This window comes from Frankia sp. AiPa1 (assembly GCF_023243075.1).
Lineage (GTDB): Bacteria > Actinomycetota > Actinomycetes > Frankiales > Frankiaceae > Frankia.
Genome location: NZ_JALKFZ020000105.1, coordinates 1 through 14,948, shown reverse-complemented (window position 1 = coordinate 14,948; position 14,948 = coordinate 1). Strand labels below are relative to the sequence as shown.

At 66.6% G+C, this 14,948-nt stretch carries 14 protein-coding genes and 1 pseudogene; 7 read left to right on the top strand and 8 right to left on the bottom strand.

Translation table 11 applies throughout. The features are described 5' to 3' along the window. Positions 1-136: 136 nt before the first annotated feature. Both MXD95_RS08620 and MXD95_RS08615 read right to left on the bottom strand, forming a co-directional pair. Positions 137-1,012, bottom strand: a complete 876-nt coding sequence (locus MXD95_RS08620) for an MTB12 C-terminal domain-containing protein (protein WP_250640021.1) — start codon at positions 1,010-1,012, stop codon at positions 137-139. A gap of 1,047 nt (positions 1,013-2,059) precedes the next feature. Continuing rightward, the gene (locus MXD95_RS08615) at positions 2,060-3,871 is read right to left on the bottom strand and encodes a protein kinase domain-containing protein (RefSeq protein ID WP_250640020.1); all 1,812 of its coding nucleotides are present in this window, start codon (positions 3,869-3,871) and stop codon (positions 2,060-2,062) included. A 249-nt stretch (positions 3,872-4,120) separates the two neighbouring features. Here MXD95_RS08615 and MXD95_RS08610 point away from each other — a divergent pair, with 249 nt between their 5' ends. The 4 genes from MXD95_RS08610 (at position 4,121) to MXD95_RS08595 (ending at position 7,810) form a co-directional block, all read left to right on the top strand. After that, a complete protein-coding gene (locus tag MXD95_RS08610; RefSeq protein WP_250640019.1) occupies positions 4,121-4,525 on the top strand; it encodes a YchJ family protein in 405 nt (134 codons plus the stop codon). Between the two features lie 87 nt (positions 4,526-4,612). Beyond that, positions 4,613-4,804, top strand: coding sequence for a DUF433 domain-containing protein (locus MXD95_RS08605; RefSeq protein ID WP_308301467.1), 192 nt, complete (start codon positions 4,613-4,615; stop codon positions 4,802-4,804). 278 nt (positions 4,805-5,082) lie between these two features. Next, a complete protein-coding gene (locus MXD95_RS08600) occupies positions 5,083-5,889 on the top strand; it encodes a class I SAM-dependent methyltransferase (RefSeq protein ID WP_250640017.1) in 807 nt (268 codons plus the stop codon). Between the two features lie 1,126 nt (positions 5,890-7,015). Beyond that, on the top strand, positions 7,016-7,810 hold the full coding sequence (locus MXD95_RS08595; protein WP_250640016.1) for a DUF1828 domain-containing protein: 795 nt from the start codon (positions 7,016-7,018) through the stop codon (positions 7,808-7,810). Positions 7,811-8,037: 227 nt separating this feature from the next. Here the strand turns inward: MXD95_RS08595 and MXD95_RS08590 are convergent, their stop codons facing one another. The 3 genes and pseudogenes from MXD95_RS08590 to MXD95_RS08580 form a co-directional block, all read right to left on the bottom strand. Continuing rightward, on the bottom strand, positions 8,038-9,036 hold the full coding sequence (locus MXD95_RS08590) for an IS30 family transposase (protein WP_250640015.1): 999 nt from the start codon (positions 9,034-9,036) through the stop codon (positions 8,038-8,040). An 84-nt stretch (positions 9,037-9,120) separates the two neighbouring features. Beyond that, positions 9,121-9,216, bottom strand: a pseudogene (locus MXD95_RS28885) (HhH-GPD-type base excision DNA repair protein); the annotation flags it as partial. A gap of 66 nt (positions 9,217-9,282) precedes the next feature. Next, positions 9,283-9,813: a DJ-1/PfpI family protein gene (locus MXD95_RS08580; protein ID WP_250640014.1), complete on the bottom strand. Its 531-nt coding sequence runs from the start codon at positions 9,811-9,813 to the stop codon at positions 9,283-9,285. Positions 9,814-9,869: 56 nt separating this feature from the next. On the opposite strand from MXD95_RS08580, the gene MXD95_RS29575 reads away from it, so the two are divergent. Beyond that, complete coding sequence (locus MXD95_RS29575) at positions 9,870-10,094, top strand: hypothetical protein (RefSeq protein ID WP_250640013.1); 225 nt, start codon at positions 9,870-9,872, stop codon at positions 10,092-10,094. A gap of 205 nt (positions 10,095-10,299) precedes the next feature. Here MXD95_RS29575 and MXD95_RS08570 read toward each other — a convergent pair whose 3' ends face one another. Then, positions 10,300-11,481 carry an FAD-dependent monooxygenase gene (locus MXD95_RS08570; protein ID WP_250640012.1) on the bottom strand — a complete coding sequence of 394 codons (1,182 nt, stop codon included), beginning with the start codon at positions 11,479-11,481 and terminating at the stop codon, positions 10,300-10,302. A 345-nt stretch (positions 11,482-11,826) separates the two neighbouring features. On the opposite strand from MXD95_RS08570, the gene MXD95_RS08565 reads away from it, so the two are divergent. Continuing rightward, the gene (locus tag MXD95_RS08565; RefSeq protein WP_250640011.1) at positions 11,827-12,453 is read left to right on the top strand and encodes a PadR family transcriptional regulator; all 627 of its coding nucleotides are present in this window, start codon (positions 11,827-11,829) and stop codon (positions 12,451-12,453) included. Positions 12,454-12,617: 164 nt separating this feature from the next. Here the strand turns inward: MXD95_RS08565 and MXD95_RS08560 are convergent, their stop codons facing one another. Together MXD95_RS08560 and MXD95_RS08555 are read right to left on the bottom strand one after the other, a co-directional pair. Continuing rightward, positions 12,618-12,755: a hypothetical protein gene (locus tag MXD95_RS08560; RefSeq protein WP_250640010.1), complete on the bottom strand. Its 138-nt coding sequence runs from the start codon at positions 12,753-12,755 to the stop codon at positions 12,618-12,620. A gap of 63 nt (positions 12,756-12,818) precedes the next feature. Beyond that, on the bottom strand, positions 12,819-13,931 hold the full coding sequence (locus MXD95_RS08555; protein ID WP_250640009.1) for a questin oxidase family protein: 1,113 nt from the start codon (positions 13,929-13,931) through the stop codon (positions 12,819-12,821). Between the two features lie 187 nt (positions 13,932-14,118). Between MXD95_RS08555 and MXD95_RS08550 the strand changes: the two genes are divergently transcribed. Next, positions 14,119-14,544 carry a MarR family winged helix-turn-helix transcriptional regulator gene (locus tag MXD95_RS08550; protein WP_250640008.1) on the top strand — a complete coding sequence of 142 codons (426 nt, stop codon included), beginning with the start codon at positions 14,119-14,121 and terminating at the stop codon, positions 14,542-14,544. Positions 14,545-14,948: the final 404 nt, after the last annotated feature.

The following is a 14,948-nucleotide window of genomic DNA, read 5'->3' as shown; positions in this document are numbered from 1 at the left end:
CAAGCGCGCGACGCGGCGCCCCCCCAAAAACCCCCCCCCCCCGAGAACGACGGGGGGGCGGCCGGCCCCCGAGAGCCCCCCCCCCCCCCCCCCGCCAGGCGCGCGAAGCCGGTTGTCGGCTGACTACGCGGAACCGTTAACCGAGCTGGGCGGCCAGATTCAGCGCCGCACGGTAGGACTGCTCCGAAACCTTCCACCGCCCCTGGGTGAAGACCGCCTTGCCGGACAGGCCGATGGAACCCGATGCCCCCTTGTACGAGTACGCGATGGTGTACGCCACCGTCGCGCGGGTGTTGTCCCAGAAGTAGATCGAGTTCACAGTGATCTTCGCGGTCAGGCCCGGGTAGGTGGCGCGGAACTTCTGCAACACCCCGACCAGACTCGGGCCGTTCTCCACCGCGGCCAGCGCCACCTGCGGCGGCGCCGAGGAGCTGGTGAGGGCGAGCCCGAACGCCGAGCGGATCCGTGGCTCCGAGGCCTTCTGCCACGCCGTCTGCTTGGGCGCCGGGCCGACACGCAGCGAGTTCGCGATGCGGAGCAGATCAGCCTCGGGCAGTGGACCTCGGGCGCCGCTCTGGTCGGTGACGACGGAACCGCCGACGGTCAGTACGACGGACGGCCTGCCCTCTACCCAGGTCAGCTCGGTGATGCCGGTGCTGGTCGAGAGCGTGACGGCCTCGGTGCGCCGCACCGCGATCCGGCCCACCTGCTCCGCCGGGTAGTACTGGGTGTAGGCCTTGGCGACGTCGGCGAGCGTCGCGTCGGGCGCGCTGCGCTGGACCGTGAGCGACACGTAGGAACCGGCGCCTTCGAACGTACCGATGATCACCGGCTGGCCAATCCGGCTGGTCTGCAGGACATTGGTGAGGTGCGTCCCGCTCGGCAGCCAACCGACCGTCACGCCGTCAACGCTGGGAGCCGGCCCGCCCACGCCACCGCCCCCCGGCACGGCGGCGGAGGCCGGCCCGGCGACCGCCACGGCCACCAACCCGCTCAGCGCCAGCGCGGTCACCCTGGCCAGAGTGCGCGGCAGCCGCCGCCCCGCGGAACGACGCCGACGACGGTCTCCTCGCCTCGCGTCATCGGAAAGGCCGGCCCGCTTCAAGCGGCTGGCGGAAGGGCCCTCGGGGCATTTCGCCATTGACGCCTCCTGTTCACATGGGCGCTGGCCCAGGTGCCACTTCCACACCGAGCTGACCCAGCTGCCCTCGACATGCTTCCACCTCTTAAGAGCGAGCCGGACGCCATCCGGTTGACGCACTAAACCAAACCTTTACCCAACACTCGACGCCCCGACGCTACAGTCCGGCAACCCTATGATCGTTCCGTATTACGCCCAGCCCGTCGCGACACCCGCTCACATGTCTGACGTCAAGCAAATCCACTCCCGGACCAGATCATCGGATCCGGCGAATATGCAGCTCAGAAACCTCGACTGCCACCGTTCGGCCGGTTCTGGTCAGGCTGGTCCAGGACGTCGCCCTCCAGCCGGGGTCTGCTACGCCTTCTCCGAGCGCTCGCTGGCACCGTGTCAGGCCCTGCCCGCGAGCCCGCAGCCCACAGGCGAGAGCCCTCCCGGTAGAAAGCCGAGCCAGTGACCCAGTCGGGTACACCTGCGGCGGAGTGGACGCTGACGCCGCGGTGCGGGACGGTTCGACGCGCCGGCGCGATCGGGTGGCTAGTGCGCCGACCACGAACGTTGGCGGTGGTGAAACGACCGGCGTCACCGCAGGTGCTCACCCTCGACCCCATTGATCGCATCGCGGGCCGCCGATGGGTCGTTCTGGTAGGGCAAACCGGACACGAAACCGGTAACTCGGACCACGGAAGCCCTTCCACCCCACAATTACCTGACAAATCAGACATAAGTTTGTCACTTGGAGTAAGTGCGGCGACCCGTTACGGATCATGGACCACGCACGCGTGCACTGACCACCCTCCCGGCATCCGCATCCGCATCCGTTACCGATCCCGACGCCGCGCCCGAAACCCTGCGACCCCCAGCGCCCGCCCGCCGGGTTCCCGCGGCCCGGGAACGATCACGGTCGGCGCACTAGGGCTACGGAATCGGCGTGGTGAGAGGGTCAGGGGGCTCCACGGGGAAGTCGGACCTGACGACGAGGATCAGTGGGTCATCGATCACGATGCCGTTCTCCGATTTGGGCGCGATAGCCCAGATCCCCGCGACCGCGGCCTTGAGCGACCGCGCAGCGGCCTCCAGACCGTCGGTGTAATACACCGTCGAGACTCGCGCGTTGTGGACAGACTGATAATTGCCGGTCCGGGACACTGTGAAGCCGGCGGCGATGACCTGCCGCGCGGCGGCCTCCGCCAGACCCTTGACCCTGGAGTTGTTGAGCACCGCCACCGGCACGGTCTGCGATCGAGGATCGGGGCTCCGTGCTGACGCGGACGGCGAAGCAGACAGGGATTGTCGAACGCCCGCGGCGCCGCCCGAAGACGTCTGGCCTGACCCGGCCTTGCCACCATCCCTCAACGCCGGCAGAAGTCCGAGCATCACGATCGGACACAGCAGAAGCGTGCCGATGACGGTCCCGACGCGGCGCCGGGACCACTCACGACGGAAACCTGGTTGCCGCCGTCCGGGCAACAGCCATTCCGCGCATGCACTGACCCCTCGCCCCCACCGGCCGGGGATGGCCGCCGCCAACTCCCCGAGCAGCAGACCAGCAGAGAGCCAGAGCAGGCATAACCATGCCACCGTTCCGAGCACCACAGTCATCGCCCGCTCGGGCGCGGCCTGGAACCAGTCCGGTATGTCGCTGACGCCGGCAGGCAGGTCAGCGAATCTCGGCCCGAACACCCACAGGGTGCCGGCAACTCCAGTGATCACGATGCCGGCCGTGAGCGCTGCCAGATGATTGACCGGAGGCCGCGGGACATCGGACGACAGAACGTCGATAGACCGTCGCTCAACATGCTCCGGGTTCCCGGTCAACCGGCGGTCGGTGGAGGTGGGGTCAGCCTCCCCGGCTGGGTGCAGCGGTATGCCGGTGTCAGCGAGCCAGCCCGGACCGTACGCGGCCACGGCCGCGGCGGCCAGGTCTCGAGCGAAGATGTCAGCGTCGGGTTGCCGATCCTCCGGAGCCTTTGCCAGTGCGCGCAGCACCACCGCGGCCAGCGGGTCTGCAACGCCAGGCGGAGGTGGTGGCGTGACGGCCAAGGTCTGCTGCCACACGAGCGGAACCGACAAGGATCCTCCGAACGGAGGCTGGCCGGACAGCAGCTGGTAGAGCAGTACCCCGAGCGCGTAGAGGTCGGTCGCCGGGCCGACCCGGCCGCCGGTGATCTGCTCGGGAGCCATGTACATGGGGGTGCCGAGCTGGCCGGTCCCCGTGACGCCGGTGCCGGTATAGGCCCTCGCGATCCCGAAGTCGGCGACCTTCGGACAGCCGTCCGCATCAAAGATCACGTTGTCCATCTTGATGTCGCGGTGCAGCACCCCGCGGGCATGGGCATGTGACAGGGCTGATGCGACCGCCAGGCCCACGGCGCAGGCCTGCTGCTGAGTCAGATCCTTCCGGCGCCGGAACAGGGTTCCGCCGGCCAGGAGTTCCATCACGATCAGGCCGAGGCCGTCCGTCTCCACGTAGTCGTGCACCCGGACGATGTGGGGGTGGTCGAAGCCGGCGAGAATCTCAGCCTCCGCGGCGAATCTGGACTCAGCACTCGGCTCGCCGGAGAGCATCTTGATCGCGACTTCTCGCTTGAGCTTGCGGTGCCGGGCCGTGATCACCATGCCGTAGGCGCCTACGCCCATCGGGGGGCCGAGTGTGTAGCCGGGCAGGGCCGCAGCCACCCGTTCCTGCTCGCCGAGCATGTCCGCCGGCCGGCGCCGCCCCCGTGCCACGCTGCTCCCTCATACCGGACGAGACCCGGGCCGTCCGCCCCCAAGCTGAGCATGTCACATGAGAACGGGCATGAGGTCACGCACGGCATCGAGGCGACAAGAAGGCGCCCAAGCGCCGACGCCGCGGAACATCCGCACGATGTGCCGGCCGTGCTCACAGCCCGGCCCGTGCGACACCGGCCGCGACGCCCGCATGATGTTGTAAGCCGGCAGGCGGAGTTGGCCTACTCTGTTGTGATGCCGCGCCGCATGAGCGTCGTCGACCAGTGCCCATGCGGCTCCCGTCGGGAGTACGCGCAGTGCTGCGAGCCTTTCCACCTCGGGAGCCCGGCGCCGACCGCGCAGGCGCTCATGCGATCCCGCTACAGCGCCTTCGCCCGCGGCCTCGCCCCGTACCTGCTGCGCACCTGGCATCCCTCGACGCGCCCCCATCGCCTGGACCTGGACGCCGGTACGACCTGGCGCGCCCTACAGATCGTCGACACCGCGAACGGCGGCCCGGGCGACGACACCGGTGTCGTGGAATTCCGCGCGATCGCGCGCACGGCGGACGGCGGACGTCACGTGCAGCACGAGCGCAGCACGTTCACCCGGATCGACGGCCGCTGGCTCTATGTGGATGCCGGGACGGGACCACTGGTCCGCGACCGGTGATCCTCTGGCCGCCTCCGGCCCCAAAAGCATCATAGTGGGAGAAGTCGTGTCGGTGTCCGCGTTGGACCGAGAGATGTACTCGCTGAAATCGGCAGCCGAGTTGCTGCGGGTACCGCAAAGCGGGGTGGCAGCCCGTCCATCCGCGGAATCAGCACGGTCGTGCTGTGGGAACACGTTGACGCCGGGGAGGATCCCGAGGAGATCGCCGAGGACTTCGACCTCACTCTGCAAGACGTCAAGTGGGCGCTCGCCGACGAGTACTCCGCCCGGGCAGCGTGACGCGCTGAAAACCGCGATCGTCCGCTTCTATGTCGACGCCGATGTACTCGGTCTCGGCAAGCTCCTGAGCGGGTTACGAACCGACGTAACCTACCCCGGCGATCCAGGTGCCACCCGCTTCAAACGCGAACAGCTCGCCATCACCCGGATCCGCCGGTAAGGCCCTCGCTCAGGCCGCCACCACCGTCACGGACCCGACGCGCACCGGATGGCGGGGGTCGAGGCGGGGGCCGGAAAACAGATCGCCAGGCGTGGGCGGGGTTTCCATACTGGGCCGGGTGGAGATCGATAGCCGGGTGATGGACCGGTATGAGCTGGTTGACGAGGACGACCGTCTGTGGCGGCCGGGCCTGGGTGACCTGGTCCGGCTGCGGACCTGGGACATCTTCGCGCGGTTCCTGCCCGGGCACGGCTGTGTCGTGGATGTCGGTGGCGGTCCCGGGACGCATGCCGCGCACCTTGCCGGGCGCGGCTATGACGTTCTCCTCGTTGACCCGGTCGCCCGTCATGTCGAGAGGGCGCGGGCCCGCTCCGGGTCGCAGCCGCACGCGCCGTTCCGGGCCGAGTTGGGTGAGGCCGGTCGTCTTCCGGTTGCCGATCAGACAGCCGATGTCGTGCTCCTGATGGGCTCGCTCTATCACCTTGTCCAACGGGATGACCGGGCCGCGGCGCTGCGCGAGGCGGCCCGGGCCCTTCGGCCGGGTGGGGCCCTTCTGGTGGAGGTAATCGCCCGGCATGCCTGGGTCCTCGACGCGACGATGAAGGGCCTGCTGGGAAGCAGCGAGATCTGGGACAACTTTGACTGCAACCTGCGTGTCGGCCTCAGTCAGGACCCGGCTCAGCTGGCCGAGGGCGGCTTCTGGGCCTACTTTCACCGCCCCGAGGAGCTGCGCGCGGAACTCGAGGACGCCGGTTATCGGGAGATCCGCCTTGTCGCGGTCGAGGGTTTCGCCTGGCTGTTGGGAGACCTGGAGCAGCGGATGGACAACCCCGCCGATCTACTCAGGGCCGTCCGCCTGACCGAAACCGAACCATCGATGCTCGGAACGAGCGCGCATGTCATCGGCATGGCCCGCAAGCCATAGCCGGTGTCGTCTGGTCTGCCTTCGGCCGCTGACGTCACAGCCCAGCGAGCGCAGCCCACAGCGCGGCGACCAACAACGCCCGCCGGGAACCTGCGGGCCGCCCCCAGACGGTACGGGTACGACCGGTGCGGCTAGATCGAGACTTCTCACAGTGAGAAGCCGGGCCCGCACCGCTACCCAAAAAGCAAGCTCAAGGGAGATACGCGATCTTCGTATATCGGTCATCGGCAGCGTCGGTGACGCTACCGGTTCCGCCAAGGGTACTTCCGTCGGAGGCCCTTCCTACCCTGACGTCCTACCCTTGGGGCGCTGCACCGGAAGATGGAGGGGTTCGCCAAGAGTTGAGGCGGGAGAGGATGAGATGGATCAAGACCCTTGCCGCTACCGTGAGCCCGACGGCCGGGGCTGGGGAGATGGGGTGCGGTCAGCTCGTAGAGGCGTTGGAGGGAAGCAACATGCAAAATTATGATCAAAATTGTTGCGGATCTCGATCTGTCGCGTGCGATCTGCAGTTGCTGTATAGACTTGATGACCTTCGTGCCGGATTGACCTTAGAAGCTGCAACGCGCCCAGCGCGGTACATCGATTCGGTCCCAGCCCGCTTCCGACAAGAAGACACGGGGGAGATGTCGGTGAGTAGGCAGAGCTCGCCACTATTGACAGCAATGAATCTCAACACGCTACTGTCACCCGCCGCAGAGGCGGTGACGGTTGGCAGAATTAATTGGACCTCGAAAGGGGGCGGGGCAGCTAGAGAGGAAACCATCGAGGTGCGGACGGTGTTACCAATCTTGGCACCCTTCCAGCTTCGCCTAACCGTGAACAAACTATCACCGAGCGAGCCAAGACTCCAGTATCTCGTCGGCCCCGGCAGAGAACGATTCTCAGCCCGGCGTCTTTGCCTCAATATTCCACATCGCCCATTTGATGGCACTCACAAACATCGCGCCGAACCAAGCCTGGGCGACGAGGACGCATACGAACCCGATGACATTCCCGAGGTGCCTCTGGCCCCCAGGGTTGCACCGGGGACCTACCGTGCAATTTTTAAATCGTTTGCTCGCGAGTGTTTCATTGAAATCGGGCCAGACTTCGTCTGGATAGAACCGTAGCGGAGGTGTGGACTATGGATGGCAAAGAGGCAGTCGGGGCAATTCTGCGCACGATAAATGACTACACCGCGGTTCGACCGTATGGAGATGGCTTGCTCGTCGACCTTCCTCTAACATACGGCGATGGCGATGCCGTGCGTATCCTCGTCGAGCCGATGGGCAATGGGTATAGAGTGACAGATCGGGCGACAGCGGCGACCCTACTGTCCATGGCCGGCGTGAACGTGTCCAAGGGTCGACCGGCAGAGGCATTTGCCGAGGCGTTGCGAGCTGCTGACCTAAATAGTTTCAACGCTATCGAGGGCGAGCTTGCCACCTTTGGCGACGCAAGCAATCTTGGGCGCCTTGTCCTAGACGTCGCACAAGCATCCATTCGCGTTGATCAGCTTCGCTGGTTGGCGGCCCGTCAGCCTCTAGCCAGGTTCCCCGAAAGACTCACTCAACGGGTACAGGACTGGGTACGAGGCAACCGTGAGGTGCAACAAAAAGCCCCGGTCCCTCAAAAGTCGGGACGCAATAGATCAGTCACTCTAAAGGTATCAAATGATGGCCAGTCGGCTTATATTCAAGCGGTTGGCATAGGGGACCGAGACCAGGCAGCCGAGCATTGCTACTACATATTTGATCTCTCGAAAGTGCCAAAAGAGAACAGGATTGCGGCGCTCGACGGAAATCGTGACGATTGGCCGACCCCCATTATTGAGGAACTGAAAGGTGTAAGCAGTGTCGAATTCTTCGGCAACCCATTTGACCTAGAACGCCGCCTTGATAGCGTAGTTCCACCCCCGAGCTCCATGCCGTCGATTTAATTGACCTTTGTAAAGACGGGCCTAGTGTTACGTGATTCTGTTTCCTTGATGATTGATACCCGGCTAGAATAGCGGTGTGGAAATTTCGGCGGAAGATCTCGCGGAACTCCGGGTCATGATCAATGATCGTGATGTTCCTGCGAACGTGGCAACACGGGCACGGATAGTTCTGTGGTACTCCGAGCGTCGATCCAAACAGGAAATCGTCGCGCGGCGGAATCAAGTGGTCATGGCGACGCATGACTTTCCAGAAATTCGGCGAAGGCCTCGGCTGGCTTCGCCCATTTGAGCGTCTGTCGTGGCCGCCCATTCAGCTGCGTGGCCACGGTATCAAGTTCATTCTGGGTGTGCAAGGACAGGTCGGTACCCTTCGGAAAGTACTGGCGTAGCAGACCGTTGGTGTTCTCGTTCGAGCCGCGCTGCCACGGTGAATGTGGGTCGCAGAAATAGACCGGCATGCCTGTGCGGACGGTGAAGTCGGCGTGCCGGGCCATCTCCTTGCCCTGGTCCCACGTGACGGAGCCCCGCATGAACTCGGGCAGGGTCTCCATCTTCTTCGCCAGCAGGTAGGCGACCTTGTCTGCGTTGCGGTCGTAGGGGATACGCACAAGCATCACGAACCGGGTCGTGCGCTCGACCAGCGTCGCGATCTGTGACCGGTTCCCCTTGCCGATGATCAGGTCACCCTCCCAGAATCCGGGGACGGCGCGGTCGTCGGCTTCCTTCGGCCGCTCACTGATGTTGACCATGTCGACGATCCCGCCCCTGGTCAGGGTGCCACGCGACCGGTTGACCCGCCGGGTCCGACCCTTGCGTAGCGCGATCTTCAGCCCGGTCCGCAGTTCACCGCGGGCCTGCAAGTACAGACATTCGTAGATCGTCTCGTGCGACACACGCATGCTCTCATCGTCGGGAAAGTCCGTGCGCAGTCTCTCGCTGATCTGCTTCGGTGACCACTTCTCAACCAGGCCGGCGTTCACTGCGTTGTGCAGTTCCCTCGACGCGACGAGTTTCCGTTCCTTCGGGCGTGTGCACATCAGGTCACACCGTGCCTGCGCGTCCACCGCCCTATACGCCGCCGCACCACCGTTACGCTCAATCTCCCGGGAGATCCCCGAATGATGACGACCAAGCACGGTCGCGATATATCGAGCCGAACGCCCCTGACTCAGCTCCCGCGAGATTACCTCGCGATCCTCCACCGTCAACCGCTCCCGCAGACCCATCCACCATCCAGCTCTCAGCCCCCGTCACGATCATCCTATCGGGGCATCGCTACGACCGTTTGAAGCCGCCCTCTTTCTTCCCGATACCTGCTGGTTTAGCATCATGCCTATGAGCAGCGCCAACGGGTCGTTGGTCAGCAGCTCGTCCGCCTCGGCGATCTGGCTCAGATGCAGTCCCACGACACAACCGTAGCCGACCAAGCCGAGGGGCCGTCGCTCCGCCTGTCAATGACCGTCAGTGCCCGATCAGACCGGGGGCTGAGGGTAGTACTGAATGCCGCGGCGCACCTGTCTCGCCCGTTCGGTGCGGTGGAGGCGCGCGACGAGGCGCAGAGCCATATCGATGCCCGCACTGACACCGGCTGAGGCGATTATGTCGCCGTCATCCACAAAACGGTCGTCACGGCGGATCTCCAACATCGGGTCGAGGTCGCGCAGCAGGTCAAGCGATGCCCAGTGGGTTGTCGCTGGTCGCCCGGTCAGCAGCCCGGCGCGGGCATACACCAGCGAGCCGGTGCAGACGCTGGCCATAAGCGGCACCACCTCGCGTTGTCGGCGCACCCAGTCAAGCTGCGCCTCGTCGCGCAGATGGTCGCGGGTGCCGCGCCCGCCGGGGTAAATCAGCACCTGAAGCGGCGGGACCGTCTCGTACGAGTGCTCGGGATGGACGACGAGTCCCTTGGCGGCGGTGACCGGTCTGCCGTCCTGGGAGAGTGTCGTGACCTGCCAGCCGTCGTCAGGAAACGTGCGCGCCCAGTACGCTGGCGCTGCCGACACTTCCGGGAGTCATCGCGAACTCCCTGCCACCGGCCCAGGCCGGAGTCCGAACCGGGTTGCAGGCCACCGCCCGAGAGTTCGGTAGCGCGCTCGGCGTCGCCGTCGTGGCCACGGTACTCACCGCGCGGTTCGTCTCGGCGCTCCCTCCGGACATCCGCGCCGGTCATGGTCGGCGCACCGTGTCCCAGGCCCTCGCTGCTGCCCCGTCCCATCGCGCTCACGACGTCCTCGAGGCGTTCGTGTCAGGCGCGTCGGCCTCGGACTACGGGTCACCGGCGTGACGGTGCTGGTTCTGGGTGCGCTCGTCGTCCTGCAGTCGGCGCTGTCCCGACCCCGAAGCCGCTGATGCCGCCGGCCTCCTGGCGGCACCCACCCGCCGCCGGATTGTTCAGGCGTCGGTGGACAACGCGTTCGTTCCGGAGTTGCCGCCACCTCCGAACGGACCTCCGACGGACCCGAGGATCCCGCGACAATGGCGGACGCCAGTCACGTGTTCGGTAGGTCGTGCTCGGCGAGCACCGTCTCGTCCCATTCAATGTGGTGGCGGTGCACTGGTGCGAACATCTGTTCCGGAGTAGGCATCGCCGGTCGGTCGCCGGCCTGACCCGCCTTCGCCTTGTTCGTGGCGGCGGCATTGCCACCGATCGTTTCCACCCGCGGCCGACGCAGGCGTTCGTAGGCCGTGAACGCGGCGGTGGAGTTGGGAAGGTCGCGTAGGCAGCGGGCGAGCTCGACCGCGCTTTCAATGGCCAGGGACGCGCCCTGGCCGGAACTGGACGAGGGGGCGTGGGCCGCGTCGCCGACCAGCACCATGCGGCCCCGTTGCCAACGCGGCAGCGACGGCATCCGTTCCATGGGACCGGTAGCCATCAGGTCGCCGGGGTCTGTCTGGGCGAGCAACGTTTCACCTGGGACGTGGCCGGCGTAGAGCTCGCGGAGCTGGGTCAACCAGGCGGTTGCCGGGATACGGGCGACCTCGACGGAACTGAGTGGTTCGGTGCGGGGCAGGCTGGCGAACCAGCAGATTCTGTTGTCGGGCAGTCGCCAGTAGCCGACGAACGTACGGCCAAACGCGAAATACATGGTGCCGGGCTCGGCTGGCACGTCGCTTCGCGAATATCCACCGAAGCTGAGAACACCGCCGTACTCTGGGCCGGGTGCGTCGGGGGCGACGAGCGTGCGCACCATGGATCGGATGCCGTCGGCGCCTATCAGGACGTCGGCGGTGGCGGTCGTACCGTCGGAGAAGGTGGCGGTGACGCGCTCGGAGGTCTGGTCAGCGGCAACAAGTCGCTTGCCGTACTGGATCCGTACGCCTGCGGCGAGGGCGTAACCGGTCAGTGTCCCGAGCAGGTCCGCGCGATCCAGCGTCACGGTCGCGGACAGGCCGGGAAAGCCCCGGAACTCACTGAGCTGGTTTCCGCTGCCGTCTGCCATGACCACGCCGGGCACTGCCTGGCCAGCTGCCTCGACCGCCTTGTCCGCCCCGATGATCCGCAAAGCGTCCAACCCGTTGGGAGCAACGCTCAGCATCGCTCCCACACCCTCGGCGGCCACGTCATGCGCCTCATACACGCTCGCGTCGATGCCCGCCTTGCGGAGTGCCAGCGCGGTCACCGGTCCGGCGATGCCACCGCCGATGACCAGCGCCGTCTTCACATGTGCCATGTCTGCTCGTCCCTGCTGTAAGCGGCGGGTGCCGTCGGGCGGTCCAGGCGTCGCAACATCGACGGAAGGCAGGTCGCCGACGCGGTGGGCACGCTCGAGGTCGTCGAGGCGGGAGCGGGAGGACACGGCGGGCCGGATCTCCGTGTCACCACGGTGGATGCGAATCTCCCGACGGTTGACCCCGCCCCTGATTCGCACCTGGCGGTCAGTGGCCCGACTGCTCGACCCGACATCGGGACGGTGCGGACCCAGGCCACTTCGTTGGTTGGGCTGCGCGCTGCGGACGTCATGGTCGTCATAGTTGCAATGCAACTAGTCACTTGTCAACTAGTGTAACTTGAGACCATGACTACGGGGTTCCGCCGCTCGCCGCTCGCGCTGGCTGTCCTCGGACTACTGGAAGACGGACCGCTGCATCCGTACGGCATCCAACGATTGGTCAAGGACTGGGGCAAGGACCAGGTCATCAACGTTGGCGACCGCTCCAGCCTCTACCGAATGATCAGCAGGTTGGGTGACGCAGGACTGATCACCGCGCACGGCAGCAGCCGGGACCAGCACTACCCCGAGCGCACCAGCTACGAGCTGACCGACGCCGGTCGCGCGGCGACCCGGCAGTGGATGGCCGAGATACTCTCGGCCCCCCGGAACGAATTCCCCGAGTTCCCCGCCGCATTGTCGTTCCTGCCGATACTAACCCCGCAGGAAACCGAAAAATTGCTCACCGCCCGCCGGGAGAGACTCGTCCAGCAACTGGCTGAACGCGAGGTCGCTATCGCAACAGAGCTGGCGGGATTCCAGCTTCCCCGCGTCACGATGTTAGAGACCGAATACCTCCGCGCCCTCACCCAGGCGGAGCTGGCTTGGATCGACGGCACCCTCGCCGGCATACGTGACGGAACCATCGACTGGAACCGCGACGAACTGCGCGCGGCCGCCGCCCGATGGGACGACCACACAGCCAAGCGGTAGCCACGAATCGGAGGGCTTTGTCCACGTACACGGGCCGTTCCCGCGGGCATTTGACCGACGACCGACGCAGGCTCCTGCATGTCAAACGCTGACACGGTCGCCCGCTCTGTGGTCCTTCCCTTCGGCACCAGCGGAGCCGCAGATCAGATTCTGACGCTGCGCGGTCAGGTGCATGCAGATTGCCCCGTCCGACTCCACCCTTCCGATACCGGCTGGTCCAGCACCATCCCGATCAGCAGCGCCAACGGGTCGTTCGTCAGCAGCTCGTCCGCCTCGGCGATCTGACTCAGATGAAGTCCCACGTCGCCAACGTAACCGACCGCGTCGTGGCGGCCGTCGCGCCATCGGTCAGGACACGTACCTCGTCAGATCGTGGCACGCGCCGGGTACCGGGCCATCCGGTCGCGGACGACCGTCACGGCCGCCAGGTAGCGCGGATCGGGGCGCAGCGCATGTTCGCGCAGGCAGGCCTCGGTGAACTTCAGCACGTGCTCGTCGCCGTGCTCGACGGCCTGGTGGATCAGCTCCTCGTGCCCGGGAACGTCGAGCGCGGACGCCCGCGCGTGAGCCTCGCTTTCCCCGCGGTCGTCACCGGTGAACACCATCAGCAGAGCGGCATTGGTCTGCCACATGGTCGCGACGGAGGGCTCGTGCAGCTCCGTCGGCAGGTATGGCAGGACGAGCCGCAGGGCCGCCGGGGCGGTGACGGCGTGGATCAGGGGCACCGGCGACGGGCCGGTGTGGACGAGGCACAGGCCCGCGAACTGGGCGGTCAGGTCGCTGAGCAGCGCTTGGGCCTGCTCGGCGCGCAGCGCGGTGAGGGCGTCGTGGTAGCCGGGCTGTTCGTCGAGCCGGCGCAGGCGCCCCTGTAGGAGCTCGCCCGGCGACAGGCCCGGGTCGATCGGCGCCCGGGGCACCGTGGCCACGGCGGCGGCCACGGCGAGGCGTCCGTCGAGCCGGGGGCTTCCGGGTAGAGGGGTGAAGCGGGCAGCCCAGTAGGCGAGCCCACGGGCCAGCTCGGTCAACTGCTGCGGGCCTGGCGTGCCCTCGGCGGCGGCAACGCCCCGCACGGCGTGCGCGGTGCGGATGAGCCCGTGGGTCAGCCTGGACAGCAGGCCGGGCAGCAGTCGTGGCCACCAGCGGACCAGCACGTCCCGCCAAGGCTCCTGCGCCAGCTCCCGTTCGAACACGTACTCCCAGTCTCCGGCCCGCTCGAAGGCGCCGAGCGCGGGCCGCCAGGAGGACTCGTCCGCCGGATCCAGGTCATCGTGGCGCGCTGGCCGCTCGTGGTGAGGCATGAGGTCGCGGTAGGCCCGTACCCAGCCCGGGACCGCGTCCCCGTGGCCGAGGACAGCCAGCACCTCGGCCCCCATCGGCCCGTGGTTGGCCAGATCGGCCTTGCCGGCACGCTCGTAGCCGAGATCGTCGAGGCGGTCGAGAGCGTCTGCCATCACGTCGCCGTAGCTCGCCGAAGCCATGTGTTCACGTCCCCACGCGGACGGCTCCCGCCTGGGAGCATCGTCCTGTCGTTATGCCGGATCACCAAACTGTTCGTATATCCAAACCTTCTACGATCGTAGCATGCGACCCGACCGAGGAACCCAGGACGGCACGCAGGTGTCGGCGGCAGATCAGCCGCGGCCATGGAATGCGCAGGAGCGAGACGTGCTCCTGCATGTGCCGCTGCTGGCGGCCTACTTCCAGCGCGCCCGCGCGGAGATGCCGCCGCAGCTGCGGCACACCTTCGACACGCATCGGCTGACCGCTCGGCACGGCGCGGTCCTGCCCCAGCTGGTCGATGGCCAGCGGTTCAGCGTCACCGAGCTGGCTGCCCGGCTGGGCGTGTCGCTGTCCACCGCGAGTGAGCTTGTCGGGAGGCTGGGCGAGGCAGGCCTGGTTGAGCGTGCGGAGGACCCGGCCAACCGGCGCCGCACGCTGGTCTCGCTGCGGGAGGAGTATCGGGCCGCGGTCGAATCCTTCCTCGCCATCCGCTCAGCGCCGCTGCTGCGCGCCCTGGCCACACTTTCCGACGACGAACGGGCGGGCTTCCTCGCCGGCCTCGCAGCCTGGAGCCGGGAGGCCCAACCCTGACGCGGTGGCGAGCGAGGGGACCGGTCCGCGCGTAGGGACCGGATCCGCGCGTGCGCGCCGCTCGTCAGCCCACGCGCACGATGCTCATTCCGCGGACCTGACCACCGGCAGGAGTCGCGTTCACCCAGGTCCCCCGTCTCTGGCATGCCGCAGGTCCGGCGCGGAACCCACAACACCGCCCGCCCCGGTGAATCCTGAACCGAACAGCACCAGCGGGACCAGAAAAAAGCCCCGCCGGTCCCGGAGGACGGCGGGGAGAGAATAATTTTCACGCTACTGAGCTTTAATCTTCGAGATCAGAGCTGTTTTCTGTGCCTGTCTACCAGCGGGTTTAGGTTGGGTAGACCGGTTGTATGAGGTATGCGACGGGTGGCGGGTTGACGCCCGCCGATCAGGTGGAACGT

Excerpts from the sequence above, each read along its gene's own strand:
- MXD95_RS08610 (WP_250640019.1), top strand. The coding sequence starts at position 4,121 with ATGAGCGTCGTCGACCAGTGCCCATGCGGCTCCCGTCGGGAGTACGCG.
- MXD95_RS08595 (WP_250640016.1), top strand. The coding sequence starts at position 7,016 with ATGGATGGCAAAGAGGCAGTCGGGGCAATTCTGCGCACGATAAATGAC.
- MXD95_RS08590 (WP_250640015.1), bottom strand. The coding sequence starts at position 9,036 with ATGGGTCTGCGGGAGCGGTTGACGGTGGAGGATCGCGAGGTAATCTCG.
- MXD95_RS08570 (WP_250640012.1), bottom strand. The coding sequence starts at position 11,481 with ATGGCACATGTGAAGACGGCGCTGGTCATCGGCGGTGGCATCGCCGGA.
- MXD95_RS08565 (WP_250640011.1), top strand. The coding sequence starts at position 11,827 with ATGACTACGGGGTTCCGCCGCTCGCCGCTCGCGCTGGCTGTCCTCGGA.
- MXD95_RS08555 (WP_250640009.1), bottom strand. The coding sequence starts at position 13,931 with ATGGCTTCGGCGAGCTACGGCGACGTGATGGCAGACGCTCTCGACCGC.